Genomic DNA, 16,186 nt, shown 5'->3' with positions numbered 1-16,186 from the left:
ATTTTGTTATCTTGGATTTTCAGATATAACTGAACTTCTTATAACTAATGATAAAACCTCCTAAAATATTCTTTACCTTTTTGTTGATATGCGCTGTGTTTTTGTGCATTTCAGTATTGTTTCCTTCTGGAGTTATCCCATTGGGCAATCAAAAATTGAGATGGGTATCTCTTAACGACACGAAGAATTTATTTTATAGAGAGGAAGCTATTATTGAGAATAGTTCTAGTGTAAAGTTAGATACTTTAATTGTATTAACAGATACTATAGAGGGTACTGAATTAGTCGATACTTCCTTAATTCATAAATTTAAAGGCCAGGAAGATTTACAATTAGAATATTCCGATGAGTTTAAGCCGCTTCTTCAAAGTTTCTACTCAAAAATATTAACAGCAAATTCTTCTGGTAAAGTAATTCGAGTACTTCATTTTGGTGATTCTCAAATTGAAGGGGATCGTATTACACGATATTTACGAGCATCCTTTCAGAATGATTTTGGAGGAACCGGTCCTGGTTTTATCCCATTATATGACCCACACAAGCACTTTAGTTCTGTTTGGATTAGTAATACTGGTGATTGGAAAGAGCATGTTGTATATAAATACCCCCGTGAAATACCGAATAACGAATATGGTTTAGTTGGTAAAGTTAATACTATTCAGTCGCCTGGCTGGGCATCCATTAAGGTGTCAACAGCGCCGAGTGCCCTACCTTCTGCCAAAGAGTATTATCATTCGCGTATGTTTGTTAAAAATATTGAGAGTCCTTTGCTTGTAGATGCCTACTGGGGTAATACTTTAATTAGTTCTGATTCGCTCAAACAAGAATCTGACATAACAGAGATTAATTGGTCTTTTAAACAAACTCCTAAGAGATTTACTATAAAATTAAATACTTCAGATAGCCCATTATTTTTGGGAATGACACTAGATAGTTTAAGTGGTATTGCGGTTGATAATATTGCTATGCGAGGGCAATCAACACCTAGGCTTGATAAAACAAATAAAGAACTATTCAGGGCAATGGCATCTCATTTAGATATTGGGATGATCATACTTCAGTATGGCACTAATATGGTTCCTACTGTGGCTAAAAATTACCATTTTTATTACCGAATGCTTTATAAGCAACTTTTAACTTTAAAAGAAACGATACCTAATGTACCTGTAGTTATTGTGGGCGTTGGAGATGTAGCATTTGAAGATGAAGGTAGTGTGAGTTCTTATTCGCATGTTTATGATATAAAAGAAGCACAAAAGAAAGCAGCTGTTGAAGCAGGATTCGCTTTTTTTGATTTGTATGAAGTTATGGGGGGAAAGGGAGCTATTATAAAATGGGCAAATGGAGTTCCGCACTTAGCCATGTCAGACTATACCCACTTCAATAAAAGAGGTGGTGAAAAAGTTGCTGAATGGATTTATAAATCAATTATGTCTGATTTTAGTCAGATGAATAGTCAAACCATTGTAAATGAATAAAGTTGATTGATCAGATACTATCCATATTAACTTACAATCCAGAGTCTAACTTTGTGTATACACATATGGCATTCTGGATTTTCTTTGGCTTTGTATTGCTAGGTAATGCTATCCTATATAAAAAGAGTGTATTACGTAATGCTTTTCTTTTTGCATGTAGTTTGTTCTTCTACTATAAAGCTGGGGGTATCTATTTCGGGTTACTAGTGTTTTCAACAATTATAGATTATTCAATTGGTATAGGGATTTCTCGAAGTAGTAATTTATTAAAACGAAAAATATTACTAAGCCTAAGTATATTTGTAAACCTCGGCTTATTGGCTTACTTTAAATATAGCTATTTTATATCAGATTTAGTTGCAGAATATTTCAATCTTCACATTAGTATCAATAACTATTATACAAGTTCTCTTAATGCAATATTGGGTACCCACTTTACTGTTTCTGATATTATATTGCCAGTTGGTATTTCGTTCTTTACCTTTCAAACCATCAGTTATTCAGTGGATGTATATAGGGGCAAGGTGCAGGCTGTTAAAAGCATCATAGATTTTGGATTTTATGTATCATTTTTCCCGCAATTAGTTGCCGGACCTATTGTTAGAGCCTGGGAGTTCATTCCGCAATTACACAAACGATACCAACTAAGTTATAAGTGGTTTTGGTGGTCTGTTTGGTTAATAATGATGGGCTTGTTTAAGAAAATGGTAATTTCAGATTACCTATCAGTTAACCTTGTGGATAGGGTGTTTGATTCACCTATGATGTATAGTGGGATGGAACTTTTATTGGGTGCCTATGCATACACTTTGCAAATTTACTGTGATTTTTCTGGCTATACCGATATTGCAATTGGTGTGGCACTTCTATTAGGCTTTCGTTTACCACAGAACTTTAATGCACCGTATAAGTCTGTTTCTGTTACTGAGTTTTGGCATAGGTGGCATATCTCATTATCATCCTGGTTAAGAGATTATTTGTATATCCCTCTAGGAGGAAATAGAAAAGGGAAGTTTCGCCAAGGCCTTAATTTAATGATTACGATGCTTCTTGGTGGTTTGTGGCATGGGGCAGGTTGGATGTTTGTTATTTGGGGTGCATTACATGGTTTTGCACTTCTTATAGATAAATTTTTATTGCGAATTTCTCATAATTTAGGGTTTAGATTTCCTAAGATTTTAGGCAGAGTTTTTACGTTTCACTTTATAACACTTACGTGGATTGTATTCCGATCTTCCGATATCGAGTCCTTTAACTTGTTTATCTATCGTATCCAGTCCGCCTTCTCCATATATCCAATAAATTATATATTAGCGAAGCATTCCTTTGCTGTATTTCTAATTTTTATTGGTTTTATGAGTCATTGGCTTCCTGATAACCTTAACCGGTTAATAAAAGTTTCATTTATTAAGTCATCAGTAATATTGAAATTATTATTCATTATTGTTATATCAATAATTGTATATCAATTTAGCTTAATAGAGGTTAAGCCATTTATTTATTTTAGGTTTTAGAAACCTTATGTTATCTAATAGTTTAGCAAATATTGAATAATTGATGATTAGAAATATTGTCATATTAAGATAATATGGCAAAGTTTTTGAGTATTGTACAAGTAAAAAATATACGAGTATGTTAATGATAATATTTATTGGGTTTTTAATATTGAGTTGGTCTGTCAGCTCAAAATTGAAATCAAAGTTTAAGAAGTATTCTAAGGTTAGATTAAACTATGGTTTAACAGGCAGAGATGTGGCAGAGAAAATGTTACGCGATAATGGAATTCATGATGTTAAGATTGTTTCAGTAGGAGGACAACTTACAGATCATTATAATCCTGCAAATAAAACGGTTAACTTAAGTCCGGATGTATATAATGGAAATAGTGTTTCAGCTGCAGCTGTAGCTGCACATGAATGCGGTCATGCAGTTCAGCATGCAGTTGGTTATAGACCACTGGAAATGCGCTCAACGCTTGTTCCATTACAAAATATAAGCTCAAAAGTTTTAAACTTCATATTTATAGCAATGCTATTTGGGGGATTCTTATTGCCTCAGTTTATTTCATTTGATTTAGCAATGAAGGTTATTATTGCTTGTTATACTGTTTTTACTGCATTTGCCTTTATTACTTTGCCAGTGGAAATAAATGCAACTCAAAGAGCTCTTTCATGGTTAAACACTAGTGGCATTGCAACGGGGCAGTTGCAAGAGCAAGCAAAAGATGCCTTAAAATGGGCAGCGTATACATATGTTGTTGCGGCTTTATCAGCCTTAGTAACTTTAATGTATTACGTTATGATGTATTTAGGAAATAGAGACTAAGGTATTATAAACGAATTATATTCAAGGAGCCATCGTAATTGATGGCTTTTTTATTTTATACGCATTCCATTAGTCACAAAAGATAAGCCTTGCTGGCCAGTTGTTGATGTCATTATTCCTTCAAAAAATGGTTCTTGAATAGAATCTTTACAAGCCCAATTAAAAATAAAGTTAGCTCCTGTTCCTCCTCGTTTATCATCTTCTTCAATAACAATTTCAACAGTCTCCATTGGAGCAATATATATTGGGGATTTTATATAGCTTGTTAATAACTTTCCGTTGGTAGAATAGTAATCAGCACTAATAATATAAATTGAATCGCTTAGCGAGGTATTTCTCATACTAGCCATTACAGTTAGGTCATATGTGCGTTGTTCATTACGTTGATATACCTGTGAATAAACTGATAGGTAAGTGGATCCTTTGAAATAGCTAGAATTAACAGTCGCATTTCTATTATGGTTGGCTTTCAGTACATATGATGGAGAATCGCTTTTGCCAGGATTACACGAAATTATAACAAGACAAGTAATAACAAGAATAATTTTATTCATAACATGAATTTTAATTAGGGTTTGCTGATATATTACATTACAAATATGGCAGCTTTTTGTTGAATATTTGATTTTAAGATGATTTATTGTTTTTAGAACTTCTTTGAGTGTCTTTTTTATTATTGTAGAGTAGGGTTTGTTGTTTGTCAATTATATTAAGCGAATTGGACTCATCATATAAGCAATTGCACTAATCCCTGATTTAGTAGTGTCATTTCTTTAACTCTTATAATATTCAAATTATAGACTCTTTTTTCTTACCTAAATTAATTACAGATCACAGATATTTATTTATTTAAGTGTATAATAACTGCAACTTTACCCCATTTTTTTCTATTTCCTTAAAAGTTTCAAAGTGCTGTTATAATAATTACACTGACATTTTACCTTGTTTAAGATATTATTAATTGCTGGTTATCAATCAATTATAATATTATTCTATCCTTTTTATCTGAATATAACTTACGATTATCTGATTTCTAATTATAGGTATTATATATTTGAAAAAACCAATGTAATGTATTAATATATAATTAGTTAATGTATGGGTGTCTAATTATATAATTTCCCTCACTTGGCGTAGCAATATAGAAAAAGTATTCACTTCAGAACAACGCTTCATTATACATCATGTTAACAATTTATTTATCATTTGGTAATACTTATGTTATTAATTGCGTGTCTATAAATGATTAGTTAGCAGCATTATATACCCCTATTAACCATTCTGTTACACCCCTATTATTTAATATATATTAACATACATTTGACCAAGTGTTAATAAATAAAAATATCTACACATCATTAAAATTTAAAGTTATGAAAAAACACACAATTCTAATCTACTTATTGGCCTTGACGTTTGTAACGAACGGATTTGCTCAATTAAACACTTCTTATTTTGATAAAATAAAAACCCAAAAAATATCATCGGAAGAAGATGTTGAATGGGTTCAATTTGGCCCCGGAATGTCTGGTTATAACGAAATGTTCTGGTGTCATCCTACCGATGTTAATACTATGTTTATGGGACCAGATATGCATGTAAGCTATGGAACATGGGATAATGGTGATTCATGGCAAACTATAAAAGATTCTGATGGAAATGGCCTAGATATGCGTCGTGTACATGATATCGAGTTTTCGTTACAAGATGCTGATTTTGGTGTTGCGATTGAGCGTGAAGGTGAAGTTTTTACAACAAGTGATAGGGGTAAAACCTGGACTTCAATTGATGATATAGGTGGAGCTCACGCTGATATTGCTATTGATCCAACAAATGATAATATTTGGTTTATTGGAGCAGGTGATTTCTGGAATGTAAAGGAAAATCATAGAACTGAGGAAAAACCTAATGGAATAAAGCAGGATAGGGCCGACTATGGTTATGTATTAAAAACTACAGATAAAGGTAAAAGCTTTAAAAAAGTAGCTACTAATATTTCAGATGATTTAGATGTAGGAAGAATTATTATTAGTCCAAAAAATCCGGATAAAATAATAATGGCAACAAGTCATGGTATTTTTAGGAGTACTGATGGTGGAGAAAATTGGAATGCTAGTAATACAGGTTTACCAAATAATTTACCCCGTGATTTAACATCCTATTATAATTCGGCTACCAATGAGTTTATTCTATATCTTGTTGAGCAATCGGTATACACAGCTGATGGTAGTACTGTAAATTCGACAGGGGGTGTGTATAAAAGTACTGACCAAGGTTCTAGTTGGACTAGTATTACAGGTAATTTAGGTATAGATCTTCAAACAATTACAGATTGGACTTCAAGGGAATATTATCATAAGTCAGTGGCTTATTGGTTTGGCATAAGTAAAGATGAATCAAAGGATATGTATACTACTTATCCAAACAATATTTTGTCTGTATACAATAGAATAGTGGTTAATCCATCAGATAAAAATGAAATTTACTTGTGTCATAATAAAAAACACGATAAAGGTTTTGGTCCTGGTGATCTTTGGAAAACTGAAGATGGAGGTAACACATGGTTTGCTTGTGCTCGAAATGGCAAATATTGGATAAGCGGCGATAATCAGTCTTATTGGGAAGAGAAGGGAAATTCAGCAAATGCTAACGTCGAATTTGCTCATTTACAACGTGAAATGGATGAATTGAGCGAAATCAAAGGAACTCGTCATTTAGCGATAAATATTGAAGGTGATGTATTTATTGGGATAGGACAACAAACTCTCCGTAGTACAGATAAGGGTGCTAGTTGGCATCAAGTAGATGATTATGAAACAGAAGATGGAAGTAAGAAGTGGATTAGTCGTGGAACCAGTGATTTACCTGGAAGGTTAATGATTCACGAAACGGGTGTCGAGGGCCGTACTTTATTATGTTCTGGTGAGCATGGTTTATGGCAAACTAGTGATTTAGGATCTTATTCAGATAAAAATGCTGTTGCCGTAGAACAAATAGAGGGACAAGTTAACGAAGATGGGGCCCATTCAATATCAACAGTAGCAGTTCATCCTAATGATCCAGATATTATATATATACTTATGTGGCGTCAAGATCACCAAGGAAAAGTTCGTCGATCTACCGATGGAGGAAAAACATGGACAAACATTGCGACTGTTTTCGAAGCGACTGGGAATGCTCCGTTTCAATATTCTTTAATGTTTGATCCGAATAATCCAGATATTATGTATTTCTGTACTATTCGGAAAGCAGTTTCAGAAGTTGGAACTTCTGTTGACGAAAGTACTCTTACTAAAGGAGCTTATGGTGTTTATAAATCTACTGATGCTGGTTTTAATTGGACACTTAAAAACTCAGGGCTACCAAGCGATTGTAGTGTAAGAAGATTAGCTATGGATCCTGACAATTCAAGTACCTTATACGCTGCATTAAACAAACGCGGTTTAAATGATCCGGGAGGTTTGTATAAAACAACTAATAAAGCAGGAGAATGGTCAAAAGTTACATTACCTTCTGAAATTTTATCGGTAAACAATGTGTTTATTGACAAAAATACAAAAGACATTTTTATTTCGTGTGGTAGTCGTCAGGAAGAATATGAAGCAGGTGGTGTATGGAGAAGTAAGGATAACGGATCAAGCTGGGATAAAATATTTGCAGCACCTTATGTTTGGGAAACTGAAACATCACCAGCAAATTCGGATTACATAATGGTATCCGTTCCTGCTCAGGTTCCGGATATGGTTGACGATTTTATGAATCCAGGATTGTATGTATCTAAAGATGATGGTAACAGTTGGATGAAAATAAATAAAGGTTTAGGTCAACCTGATAAGATTGTTGAAATTCAACCTGATCCTATCGACCAAAATGTACTTTACTGTTCGGCATGGGGAAGTGGCTGGTATAAAGCAACTATACCGGGAGGAACTTCTGTATCTGAGTCAGTAAGTTTTAACAATCTTCCATCCTCTATAAGTAGTAGCGAAAATATTAAAGTTGAAATTAAATATACAGTTTCGAAAAGTCGAGATTTGGTAGTTGTATTAAATAGCCCATCTGGCTCATGGCTAGGTTCTGGTAGGAAAACAGTTTCTTCGGGTTCGGGTACAACTACAGTTACAATTAATTTAGAAACAGCGCCTGAAGCAGATAACGATTACAAACTTAGGTGCGATCTCAGACCAGAAGGCGGCTCAAGTTCTGAAACTATATTAAGTTCTGAAACTACAATTGACATTACTGATGGGGCAAGCTCAGGAGATTTGGTATCTTTCCAGAATCAAGGTAGTTTGGATTATATAAGTTCAGAAGATCCAGAATTAATGACTTGTGAAAAAACATCAGTTGGTTCCACCGAAAAGTTTGAAATTATAGATAATGGAGATGGCACTGTATCTTTTAAAGGGAGTAATGGCTTGTATGTAAGTTCGGAAGATGGAACAAAAGAAATGACGTGTAAGCGAGATGATATTGGTAACTGGGAGAAATTTACAATGATAGATTATGGTAATGATATATATGCTCTAAAAGGAAATAACGACTTATATGTTCGTAATAGTATGTTATGTAACTCGGAGAGTGCAGGGAGTTGGCAGCAATTTTTAGTAACACGAGGACTAAAAAATGCTACATCTACTAGCACTTTATCAAATACTAACTTTACAGTGTATCCTAACCCTGTAGCTGGAGGATTGATTACAATAGAACTCAGCAATAATTTGAGCGACGTAATAATTAATGTGTATGCTTCTAGTGGTAAGTTAGTCTATAATGCCTCAACTAATTCAAAAAGCATTCAGCTTTCAGCTGATAATTTTGAGAGCGGACTTTATATTATTAGTGTAAGAACACAATTTGGTATAAAGAGTCAAAAGCTAATGATAGAATAGTTGATTTCGATATCTTCTAAGTAGAAGTAAAATGTAAATGGATTAATTATGCAATTTTTAATTAATTCATTTGCATTTTTTCTAACTACCAGTCTGTGAATTCATACAGAATCTTCCATTTTGTTAGGATGAACGAAAGTTTTTGTTGTTAGAGGTTGAAAAAGTTACAAAATAGGATCTAATAATTATATGGATGAGACGAGAAATTCCGGAATAATAAAATTAGCAGCTTTCCATACTCTTATGATAGCTAATGTATTTGAAAAAATAGAAGAACTTAATCATGTGTTATTTCACCCGTTTCCAACTAACGGTTTTACCAATTAATGAGAAACCAATATAACCTTTTACATACAATTTATCACTATCAGTTTTAAACCACATATAGCATTTGTAAGTACTACCTGATTTTGGATCGTAAATTGTACCATCTTGCCATTCTTTATCATCAGCATTGTACTCAAAATCATTCAATATTTTTAAACCTTCAATATTATGTGATTTTAAGTTATTATCAGGATTTTTTGTATCCTTACGAATATTCCCGGTGTCGTCTTTAGGGTTTAGTAGCCATATTATCTCTCCATAATATTTACCATTAGTAGATTTACTAATCTTTACTTTAGAGTCATTATCTTGAGTTAACCAAACCCCCAAAATTTCATTGCCTTGAGCAAATAAGTTGCTTGATACTAAAAGTATAGTTAAACAGAATAAGATTTTCTTTACTTGCATACGTATATTAATTTTCTTGCTGACACGAAAATAATATATTTTAAATAAAAAAGAGGTAAAACTCTTAAAACTTAGAATTCTTAATAGTTTGGTTAACTGGGTAAGTTTTTTGGATATGTTATATAAATTAATCTTAAATAATAGAGCAAAAAAAACTTCCCAACATTATTTATGTGGGAAGTTTAAATTCTAACTCTTCTAAGTAATTGGTTCTTTCTTCTCAGTGTACTAGATGTGTACTTGATTATTAGCCGCATAACTTAATTTACCTTGATTAATCATTGATATTACTGAATTTAGTCCTTTAGTAGGGGAGATGCGTAATACTTTGAATATTTCTCCAATATGCATTGGTTGTTTTTCACTTACAACATCAAAAATTCTTTCTTCTAATTCGGGTAATTTTTTTTCTTTTCGTCTGAACATAATTATTTGTTTTAATTGATTTACTTCTTCTAAGATGTGTTTCTTTTCATACTTCCAATATAGTAAAAAGATTAACTAGTTCGAACTGTCTTTTGTCATTTTTAACACCAAATAACAAACTTTCATAGAATACAATTTTCTCACGCTGCTTTGGGATTCTTGCACTTGCATTAATGTTATGTGTTGGTGTAAAAAGATAATGGTTTAGTCATAAATTATTATGGTTTGACGCAACTATTTAATTTTTTTTTGATCGTTTTGTAATTGCTAATTTGATTGATAATTATGGTTATTAAAATGATTAGAGGAATTGACATTTTGGGCATAGATAGTAATTTATACTTATATTGGAATTGATAATTTTAAACTGTTTGTTATGAAAAATTATAAAAATCTAGTTCTTATAATTCTTATTGGTTTCTTAATGAGCTCGTGTTTACCTGGGGGTGGGAATAATAACGTTTTAGAACCAGCTGGTTTTTTTACAGGTATTTGGCATGGTTGGATCGCCCCATTTTCTTTGATTGTTGGTTTTTTTAATGAGTCAATCAGTATATATGAGGTTAATAATACCGGGTGGTGGTATGATTTTGGTTACTATATGGCAATAATTTCCGGCTTTGGAGGTCTTCAGTTCGTTAGGAACTCAAAGAAGAAGTAAGTTTATATTCGGATTACATTTCCGGTATATGCATATGAAATATTCCCAGCTAGTTGTTTATTTATTTTTGGAATATTATGAATTCCTGTGCAATGATTGAAAGAGGCTTTCTTTATCTCAAATTGTTTAAGTGCATTTATTGTATCATTTAGCTGATTTGTTGACGCTCTATTTAAATGTGTTCCTCCTACGATGTGATTTATTCTATTAATATGTGAATGTTTAATAGCTGTTCTTAGCATATTTTCTACCCCATTATGAGCACAGCCAGTAAATACAACTAATTCATTATCTGTAATTGACATCACGAATAATTCATCAGTAAACGTATCAGGGTAAATGGAGTTATTGTGTTCAACAAATAGATATGTATCCGTGTATTCTTGATTTTTAGGACGATCAATATTGGTTAGAATCCAAAAGTCTTTAAATAGTTCAATTGGATTATCTAAAAAAATGAATCGTTCGCCTTTAATTGGTGTTTGAATACCAATATTACGTTCTATAGTTTGAGATTTACTCCATTTCTTTTGAAGGGCCTCTTCTTTAAGTATTACCTTGGCTTTTTTATTTAGCTTTAAAAAAGCCTCTAATCCTCCAGTATGATCGTAGTGTCCATGAGATAGGATAACGTAATCAACATTTCTCAAATCTTTTTCAAGTTTTACCGCATTTTGTATGAATGCATCAGTCTTTCCTGTATCAAATAAGATGGAATAACCAGAATCTTCAATTAAGATAGAAAGACCATGCTCTGTTCTATACTTTAAGTCTTCTTTATTATTATCTATTAGAATAGTTATTTCCATGATGCGGTTTTAAAGGATACAAATATATAATGCTTTAATGCAGATATTTCATCTGCTAACAAATTTTCTTTATATATTAATCTGCAAGGCTGTACGTGATTTAAAGTGCAGTTTTGCTTGTTAATATAATTAGTTGTAAAATAATTACATACAAAACTTGCGTAAGAAATATATTAACTTACCTTTGTCGCATTAATATTTTTTACAATAAGAAAATGAATAAAGGAACAGTAAAATTTTTCAACGAGTCTAAAGGTTTTGGATTCATTAAAGAAGAAGGATCAAGCAACGAGTATTTCGTACACGTAACAGGATTAATTGATGAAATCCGTGAGAACGACGAAGTAGAATTCGACCTACAAGAAGGAAGAAAAGGAATGAACGCGGTAAACGTAAAAGTAATATAATATATTATTTAAGATTTCTATTAAGCCTGAATGTTATTACATTCAGGCTTTTTTGTTTTACACTCTATAGATTAGTGCATGCCTATTAGTACATTTACTGGGTGAGAATTATAAACATATTTCTTGTCAAAGTCAGTAATAAAAGTTTCCATTTCTGGAGTTATTCTGTGTAGTGCTTTTCTTATAATACTTTTCGGTATATGTTTGTAGTATGCTTCTGAAATTCCACCTACTATAGAAGCTACAGTATTACATCTATTAAAACCAAGAGAAACAGCTTTTCTAATAGCGTCTTCAAAATTATACGAGATAAGAAATACAGTGATAGCAGTAGGTGCAATTACTGAAATTATTTCTTGATCTGATTCTGCTTTTAAATCAGAAATACTTCGATTTAAGTTATAGCCAAACGTATTAGATATATATTCTTTAATCTGTTCCTTTTTCATAGAAGTTTTTGCTAAGAATATACATGCAGCAACTGCTTTTGCCGCCTTAATCATCTCAGGAGTATTATGCGTTAAAAGCGTGGTAGCTTCTGCCAATAACATAGCCTGATCAATTGACTCAGCAATGAATCCTATAGAGCTAATTCTACGGGTAGCCCCTTCACGGTAGCTTACATAAGTTGAATCCGTATCTTCATTATTACACCATTTGATAAAATTGGCATTATATCCGGCATTAGGATATTTTGCAATCCATATTTTCGCTGCCTCTTTAAAACTGCAATTATTAATTACAGCATCAGCAGTAGCTAATGTAAGCACTGTATCGTCAGTGAAAGAGGATATGGGTTTAAAAAGTTGGAATTCGGTTGTTAATCTTTTATCTGTATTAAATGCAGATCCGATAATATCTCCGATTATTGCTCCTTTCATAGGATTAGATTAGAAGGTTAATATGAATATTAAGTTATGATTTATGTCACTTATTTATGACAATGTAGAAAAATTTAATTACAAATAAAAATAACTATATAGCATACTAGTTATTGAATTGTGCAATTTTCTTTATGGTTGATAAATAGAACTCTATACTACATATGGATTTATGCAAACGATGCCAAGGTATTTCTTTCTTGAACTATATTGAAATTGTTTCATTTTGATGAGTCTTTCAGTTAAATCAGGGTTTTACCATATTATTGAATAATAATAATACGACCCATCTTAATTGAAAATAGGACTATTTTTGTTCTGAAAGATACTTCTTAGCTTCTTCCATTGGTACTATATTGCCATTGAGAGTAGCAATAATAAATGAATCAGTAAACCCAATTTCTTTCATTTTAAAAAGAAATTCGTTCGCTTTATTTAGGTTTTGGAATGATCCGAGTGTGTAATGATTTATTTGATTGTATTTTTTCTGATTTAGAGAGACTAAATTCTCAGAGTATTTATCGAGGTCATTTGATTTATAAGCGCCAAATTGAACTTTAAATCGATATCCTTTTTCAGCAACTATACTTGCCTTGGTTTTCACCAAAATATCAATTTTCTTATTTAAAAAATCGACAGAATCTTCAAGCGAGTTAATCTTAAAGTTATAATTGTTATTTTTAATATTATCCTTTGGGGTAAATGATATGGTACCAGTTAAATGGAGCAGGAAAAATAATATGATTGTGGCTATACCTATAAAAATTATTGACTTTCTTAAATCACTAATCTTTTTCAAGTTTTTAGTCTCGTTTTTTCTAAGACGTACCAACTCTTTTTCAAGAGCTTTCTTTCGCATTTTATTTTTCCAATCTTGATGTTCTATCTCCTGTGGTGTCATTTTATATAAATGGGAGTCTTAAATATGCTTCAAAATGTAAAAATATAAATTATTGCAACAAAATTACGTCATATACTAGTTTAATAAGTGGGCTTCTATATGATTTATTTTATTTCTGTCTTTAATATCTCAAGAATGCTTGGATAAGTATTTTCATAAACTTTTTCTAATTCGTCATGATTCAACCATACAGCTTCTTGGATATCTTCTTCTAATTGAGGAACTAGATCTTCATTACCTGAATACTCCATCCTGTACCAATAAGTTTTTTTTAATACAATTTTGTTCTTTAGCGGATATGTATGATATGTAGAAACCAGAGGTTTGGTTATCTTTAAGTTAGAAATACCACATTCTTCCTCTACTTCTCTTAATGCAGTTTCATCGATGCTCTCTCCTTTTTCGGCTTTTCCTTTAGGGAGATCCCATTTGTTTAATCTATTAATAAACAGAATTCGATTTTCGTTATTAAAAACGAGTCCCCCAGCAGCTTCTATGAATTTAAAATAATTACAAAAAACAGTATATAGTTCTTCTATGTCATGGTGGTAGATAAATGCATTCTGAATTTCTTCACGTTGAATAAAATTATCAATAAAATCAAATAACTCTTTTGAGTTTGAGTATTTAAAAATAGCACCAAAATTGTCGCTTAAATCGCGATCTATATTGTCGGTTAAAAAAACAATTCTATCCTTAAAAAAAACTTTATACATTTGCACTATGGAAAAAGTATCAGAAATAATAGCAAAACAATTGTTGCAAATTAAAGCAATTAAATTGCAACCAGCAAACCCATTTACATGGGCTTCGGGATGGATTTCGCCAATTTACTGCGATAACCGTAAAACACTTTCTTATCCTGAGGTTAGGGACTATATTAAAGAGCAATTTGCAGCTCAAATTAAAGAGCTTTATGCAGATGCAGATGTTATTGCTGGCGTTGCCACAGGAGCCATCGCTCAAGGTGCATTGGTTGCTGATATATTAAACAAACCTTTTGTTTATGTTAGGTCTTCTCCGAAAGGACATGGTTTGGAAAATCTTGTTGAAGGTGAGTTAGTACCTGGAAAAAAGGTTGTTGTAATTGAAGATCTAATTTCTACTGGAGGAAGCAGTCTAAAAGCTGTTGATGCTATTAGGAATTGTGGTTGTGAAGTTATGGGAATGTTAGCAATATTTAGCTATGGATTTCAGGTAGCAAGTGATAATTTCGAGAAAAATAATGTAGAACTTACTACTTTAAGTAATTATCAAACTTTAATTGAAGTAGCCGCTCAAACTGGTACAGTTTCCGCTGATGATGTGAAAGCATTAGGAACATGGAGAACTGATCCTGCAAATTGGGGTAAATAATCTTTATAAAATATTTTGTACTCATTTTGTATTGTGATGATACAAAATGAGTTACTCTTATACTTCATTGATGACTAAATTTGAGAGTGAGATAAAGAAGGTGTCTCAGAGTGATGAAAAAATTTTTAAGTTCATATCTGATTTTAATAATTTTAAAAGCCTTATACCCCAAGATAAAATCAAAAACTGGCAGAGTACAGAAGATACCTGTAAGTTTTCTGTTGATGGGATTGGTGATGCTGGATTAAGAATAGTTGAAAAACAGGCATCTACTACAGTAAAATATAGCACCGATGGTAAGGTGCCATTTAATTTTTTTCTGTGGATTCAGTTAAAGCAAGTGGCTGAAAATGATACGCGTATTAAACTTACTATTAAAGCAGATTTGAATCCCATGATGAAAATGATGGTAGGAAAGCATGTGAAAAAGTTTTTAAATATGCTAGGTGATGCAATAGCTAACTATGGTGGTTATTAAAGAATAAACTCAACTTCTTTAAAGGCATATGACTTTTCTTCGTTATTAGATGATTGTAAAATCAAATGTCCATACGGACTAATTCCTAATATAGATGCTTTAAATAAGCCACCCTCGTCCTTAAATTTATAAGTACCCGTATTACGGAATAATGAGTTAAAATATTCAGTATTAATATCAGTGTGATCATTATTGCGCAAGCGTTGATATTGTTCTGATATTGATGTCAATATTTCTGCTAAGAATTCTGTAATCTCAGTTTCTGAATTAATAATTTGCTTTAACGAAATTGGATTTGGGGCATCGCTAATAAAATTAGTCTGATTTATATTAATTCCAATTCCAATTATTGAAGTTCCAATTCTGTTTTGAATAAGGCTATTCTCTATTAGTATTCCTGCTATTTTGCTATTTTGGTAATAAATATCATTGGGCCATTTAATACAGAATCCCTCTTTATATCTATTTAAAACATTTATTATTGCTATTGATATAGCTTTCGAGATAACAAATTGATCTTGAATTTCAATAAAGTCAGGTCTAAGGAGTAAGCTAAATGTTAGGTTTTTAGAATCCTCACTTTCCCATTTGTTATCACCTTGACCTTTTCCTTTAACTTGACTTTTTGTACAAACTACATAAAATTCATCAAAACTATTTTCTAATAACTCGTGTTTTAAAAATATATTTGTTGAATTTAGCTTTTCGTGCCATTGTATCTTAAATCTAGGAGTATCTGTCATATATTGCATTATTTAATGTCAGGTTGACATAAATTAATAATTGTCATATTTCTAGACAAAAGTAAACGTAAAGTTGAAAATAAAAAAAGTAGTA

16 protein-coding genes are annotated in these 16,186 nt (G+C 31.9%); 8 read left to right on the top strand and 8 right to left on the bottom strand.

The genetic code is table 11. The features are described from left to right. The first annotated feature begins 47 nt into the window (after positions 1–47). From A8B35_RS17660 to A8B35_RS17650, 3 genes are all read left to right on the top strand, one after another. On the top strand, positions 48–1,478 hold the full coding sequence (locus tag A8B35_RS17660) for an SGNH/GDSL hydrolase family protein (RefSeq protein WP_075603565.1): 1,431 nt from the start codon (positions 48–50) through the stop codon (positions 1,476–1,478). A 2-nt stretch (positions 1,479–1,480) separates the two neighbouring features. After that, the gene (locus tag A8B35_RS17655; RefSeq protein WP_245820813.1) at positions 1,481–2,992 is read left to right on the top strand and encodes an MBOAT family O-acyltransferase; all 1,512 of its coding nucleotides are present in this window, start codon (positions 1,481–1,483) and stop codon (positions 2,990–2,992) included. Positions 2,993–3,110: 118 nt separating this feature from the next. Continuing rightward, positions 3,111–3,803 carry a zinc metallopeptidase gene (locus A8B35_RS17650; protein ID WP_068474749.1) on the top strand — a complete coding sequence of 231 codons (693 nt, stop codon included), beginning with the start codon at positions 3,111–3,113 and terminating at the stop codon, positions 3,801–3,803. A gap of 50 nt (positions 3,804–3,853) precedes the next feature. On the opposite strand, the gene A8B35_RS17645 is transcribed toward A8B35_RS17650, so the two are convergent. After that, positions 3,854–4,357 (bottom strand): DUF3124 domain-containing protein, encoded by a 504-nt coding sequence (locus tag A8B35_RS17645; protein WP_068474747.1) that lies wholly within the window; start codon positions 4,355–4,357, stop codon positions 3,854–3,856. Between the two features lie 819 nt (positions 4,358–5,176). Between A8B35_RS17645 and A8B35_RS17640 the strand changes: the two genes are divergently transcribed. Continuing rightward, complete coding sequence (locus A8B35_RS17640) at positions 5,177–8,695, top strand: VPS10 domain-containing protein (RefSeq protein WP_068474744.1); 3,519 nt, start codon at positions 5,177–5,179, stop codon at positions 8,693–8,695. 288 nt (positions 8,696–8,983) lie between these two features. Here the strand turns inward: A8B35_RS17640 and A8B35_RS17635 are convergent, their stop codons facing one another. Together A8B35_RS17635 and A8B35_RS17630 are read right to left on the bottom strand one after the other, a co-directional pair. Next, positions 8,984–9,430, bottom strand: coding sequence for a DUF2147 domain-containing protein (locus tag A8B35_RS17635; protein WP_068474741.1), 447 nt, complete (start codon positions 9,428–9,430; stop codon positions 8,984–8,986). Positions 9,431–9,658: 228 nt separating this feature from the next. Beyond that, positions 9,659–9,856, bottom strand: a complete 198-nt coding sequence (locus A8B35_RS17630; protein ID WP_068474738.1) for a hypothetical protein — start codon at positions 9,854–9,856, stop codon at positions 9,659–9,661. A 376-nt stretch (positions 9,857–10,232) separates the two neighbouring features. On the opposite strand from A8B35_RS17630, the gene A8B35_RS17625 reads away from it, so the two are divergent. Next, complete coding sequence (locus A8B35_RS17625) at positions 10,233–10,517, top strand: hypothetical protein (protein WP_068474735.1); 285 nt, start codon at positions 10,233–10,235, stop codon at positions 10,515–10,517. A gap of 2 nt (positions 10,518–10,519) precedes the next feature. On the opposite strand, the gene A8B35_RS17620 is transcribed toward A8B35_RS17625, so the two are convergent. Continuing rightward, entirely contained in the window at positions 10,520–11,326 is an 807-nt protein-coding gene (locus A8B35_RS17620; protein ID WP_068474732.1) for an MBL fold metallo-hydrolase, read from the bottom strand. A gap of 215 nt (positions 11,327–11,541) precedes the next feature. Between A8B35_RS17620 and A8B35_RS17615 the strand changes: the two genes are divergently transcribed. Further along, positions 11,542–11,733, top strand: coding sequence for a cold-shock protein (locus A8B35_RS17615; RefSeq protein WP_068474729.1), 192 nt, complete (start codon positions 11,542–11,544; stop codon positions 11,731–11,733). Between the two features lie 71 nt (positions 11,734–11,804). Here A8B35_RS17615 and A8B35_RS17610 read toward each other — a convergent pair whose 3' ends face one another. From A8B35_RS17610 to A8B35_RS17600, 3 genes are all read right to left on the bottom strand, one after another. After that, positions 11,805–12,614: an ADP-ribosylglycohydrolase family protein gene (locus tag A8B35_RS17610; protein ID WP_068474726.1), complete on the bottom strand. Its 810-nt coding sequence runs from the start codon at positions 12,612–12,614 to the stop codon at positions 11,805–11,807. A gap of 307 nt (positions 12,615–12,921) precedes the next feature. Beyond that, positions 12,922–13,515 (bottom strand): hypothetical protein, encoded by a 594-nt coding sequence (locus A8B35_RS17605; RefSeq protein ID WP_068474723.1) that lies wholly within the window; start codon positions 13,513–13,515, stop codon positions 12,922–12,924. A gap of 104 nt (positions 13,516–13,619) precedes the next feature. Further along, on the bottom strand, positions 13,620–14,231 hold the full coding sequence (locus tag A8B35_RS17600; RefSeq protein WP_068474720.1) for an NUDIX hydrolase: 612 nt from the start codon (positions 14,229–14,231) through the stop codon (positions 13,620–13,622). A 7-nt stretch (positions 14,232–14,238) separates the two neighbouring features. Between A8B35_RS17600 and pyrE the strand changes: the two genes are divergently transcribed. Then, entirely contained in the window at positions 14,239–14,871 is a 633-nt protein-coding gene (gene pyrE / locus A8B35_RS17595) for an orotate phosphoribosyltransferase (RefSeq protein ID WP_068474717.1), read from the top strand. 70 nt (positions 14,872–14,941) lie between these two features. Then, on the top strand, positions 14,942–15,349 hold the full coding sequence (locus tag A8B35_RS17590; RefSeq protein ID WP_068474898.1) for a hypothetical protein: 408 nt from the start codon (positions 14,942–14,944) through the stop codon (positions 15,347–15,349). Here A8B35_RS17590 and A8B35_RS17585 read toward each other — a convergent pair. After that, positions 15,346–16,092 (bottom strand): biotin--[acetyl-CoA-carboxylase] ligase, encoded by a 747-nt coding sequence (locus A8B35_RS17585; protein ID WP_068474714.1) that lies wholly within the window; start codon positions 16,090–16,092, stop codon positions 15,346–15,348. The two genes, A8B35_RS17590 and A8B35_RS17585, sit on opposite strands and share 4 nt — an antisense overlap. Between the last annotated feature and the right edge of the window lie 94 nt (positions 16,093–16,186).

The sequence above is a fragment of the Saccharicrinis aurantiacus genome (assembly GCF_001660705.2).
Taxonomy (GTDB): domain Bacteria; phylum Bacteroidota; class Bacteroidia; order Bacteroidales; family Marinilabiliaceae; genus Saccharicrinis; species Saccharicrinis aurantiacus.
This window is presented reverse-complemented; position numbering and strand designations above follow the sequence as displayed.

What these genes read in the sequence shown, in the direction of transcription:
- A8B35_RS17660 (WP_075603565.1), top strand. Translation starts at nt 48, where the DNA reads ATGATAAAACCTCCTAAAATATTCTTTACCTTTTTGTTGATATGCGCT.
- A8B35_RS17650 (WP_068474749.1), top strand. Translation starts at nt 3,111, where the DNA reads ATGTTAATGATAATATTTATTGGGTTTTTAATATTGAGTTGGTCTGTC.
- A8B35_RS17645 (WP_068474747.1), bottom strand. Translation starts at nt 4,357, where the DNA reads ATGAATAAAATTATTCTTGTTATTACTTGTCTTGTTATAATTTCGTGT.
- A8B35_RS17640 (WP_068474744.1), top strand. Translation starts at nt 5,177, where the DNA reads ATGAAAAAACACACAATTCTAATCTACTTATTGGCCTTGACGTTTGTA.
- A8B35_RS17635 (WP_068474741.1), bottom strand. Translation starts at nt 9,430, where the DNA reads ATGCAAGTAAAGAAAATCTTATTCTGTTTAACTATACTTTTAGTATCA.
- A8B35_RS17630 (WP_068474738.1), bottom strand. Translation starts at nt 9,856, where the DNA reads ATGTTCAGACGAAAAGAAAAAAAATTACCCGAATTAGAAGAAAGAATT.
- A8B35_RS17625 (WP_068474735.1), top strand. Translation starts at nt 10,233, where the DNA reads ATGAAAAATTATAAAAATCTAGTTCTTATAATTCTTATTGGTTTCTTA.
- A8B35_RS17620 (WP_068474732.1), bottom strand. Translation starts at nt 11,326, where the DNA reads ATGGAAATAACTATTCTAATAGATAATAATAAAGAAGACTTAAAGTAT.
- A8B35_RS17615 (WP_068474729.1), top strand. Translation starts at nt 11,542, where the DNA reads ATGAATAAAGGAACAGTAAAATTTTTCAACGAGTCTAAAGGTTTTGGA.
- A8B35_RS17610 (WP_068474726.1), bottom strand. Translation starts at nt 12,614, where the DNA reads ATGAAAGGAGCAATAATCGGAGATATTATCGGATCTGCATTTAATACA.
- A8B35_RS17605 (WP_068474723.1), bottom strand. Translation starts at nt 13,515, where the DNA reads ATGACACCACAGGAGATAGAACATCAAGATTGGAAAAATAAAATGCGA.
- A8B35_RS17600 (WP_068474720.1), bottom strand. Translation starts at nt 14,231, where the DNA reads ATGTATAAAGTTTTTTTTAAGGATAGAATTGTTTTTTTAACCGACAAT.
- pyrE (WP_068474717.1), top strand. Translation starts at nt 14,239, where the DNA reads ATGGAAAAAGTATCAGAAATAATAGCAAAACAATTGTTGCAAATTAAA.
- A8B35_RS17590 (WP_068474898.1), top strand. Translation starts at nt 14,942, where the DNA reads ATGACTAAATTTGAGAGTGAGATAAAGAAGGTGTCTCAGAGTGATGAA.
- A8B35_RS17585 (WP_068474714.1), bottom strand. Translation starts at nt 16,092, where the DNA reads ATGACAGATACTCCTAGATTTAAGATACAATGGCACGAAAAGCTAAAT.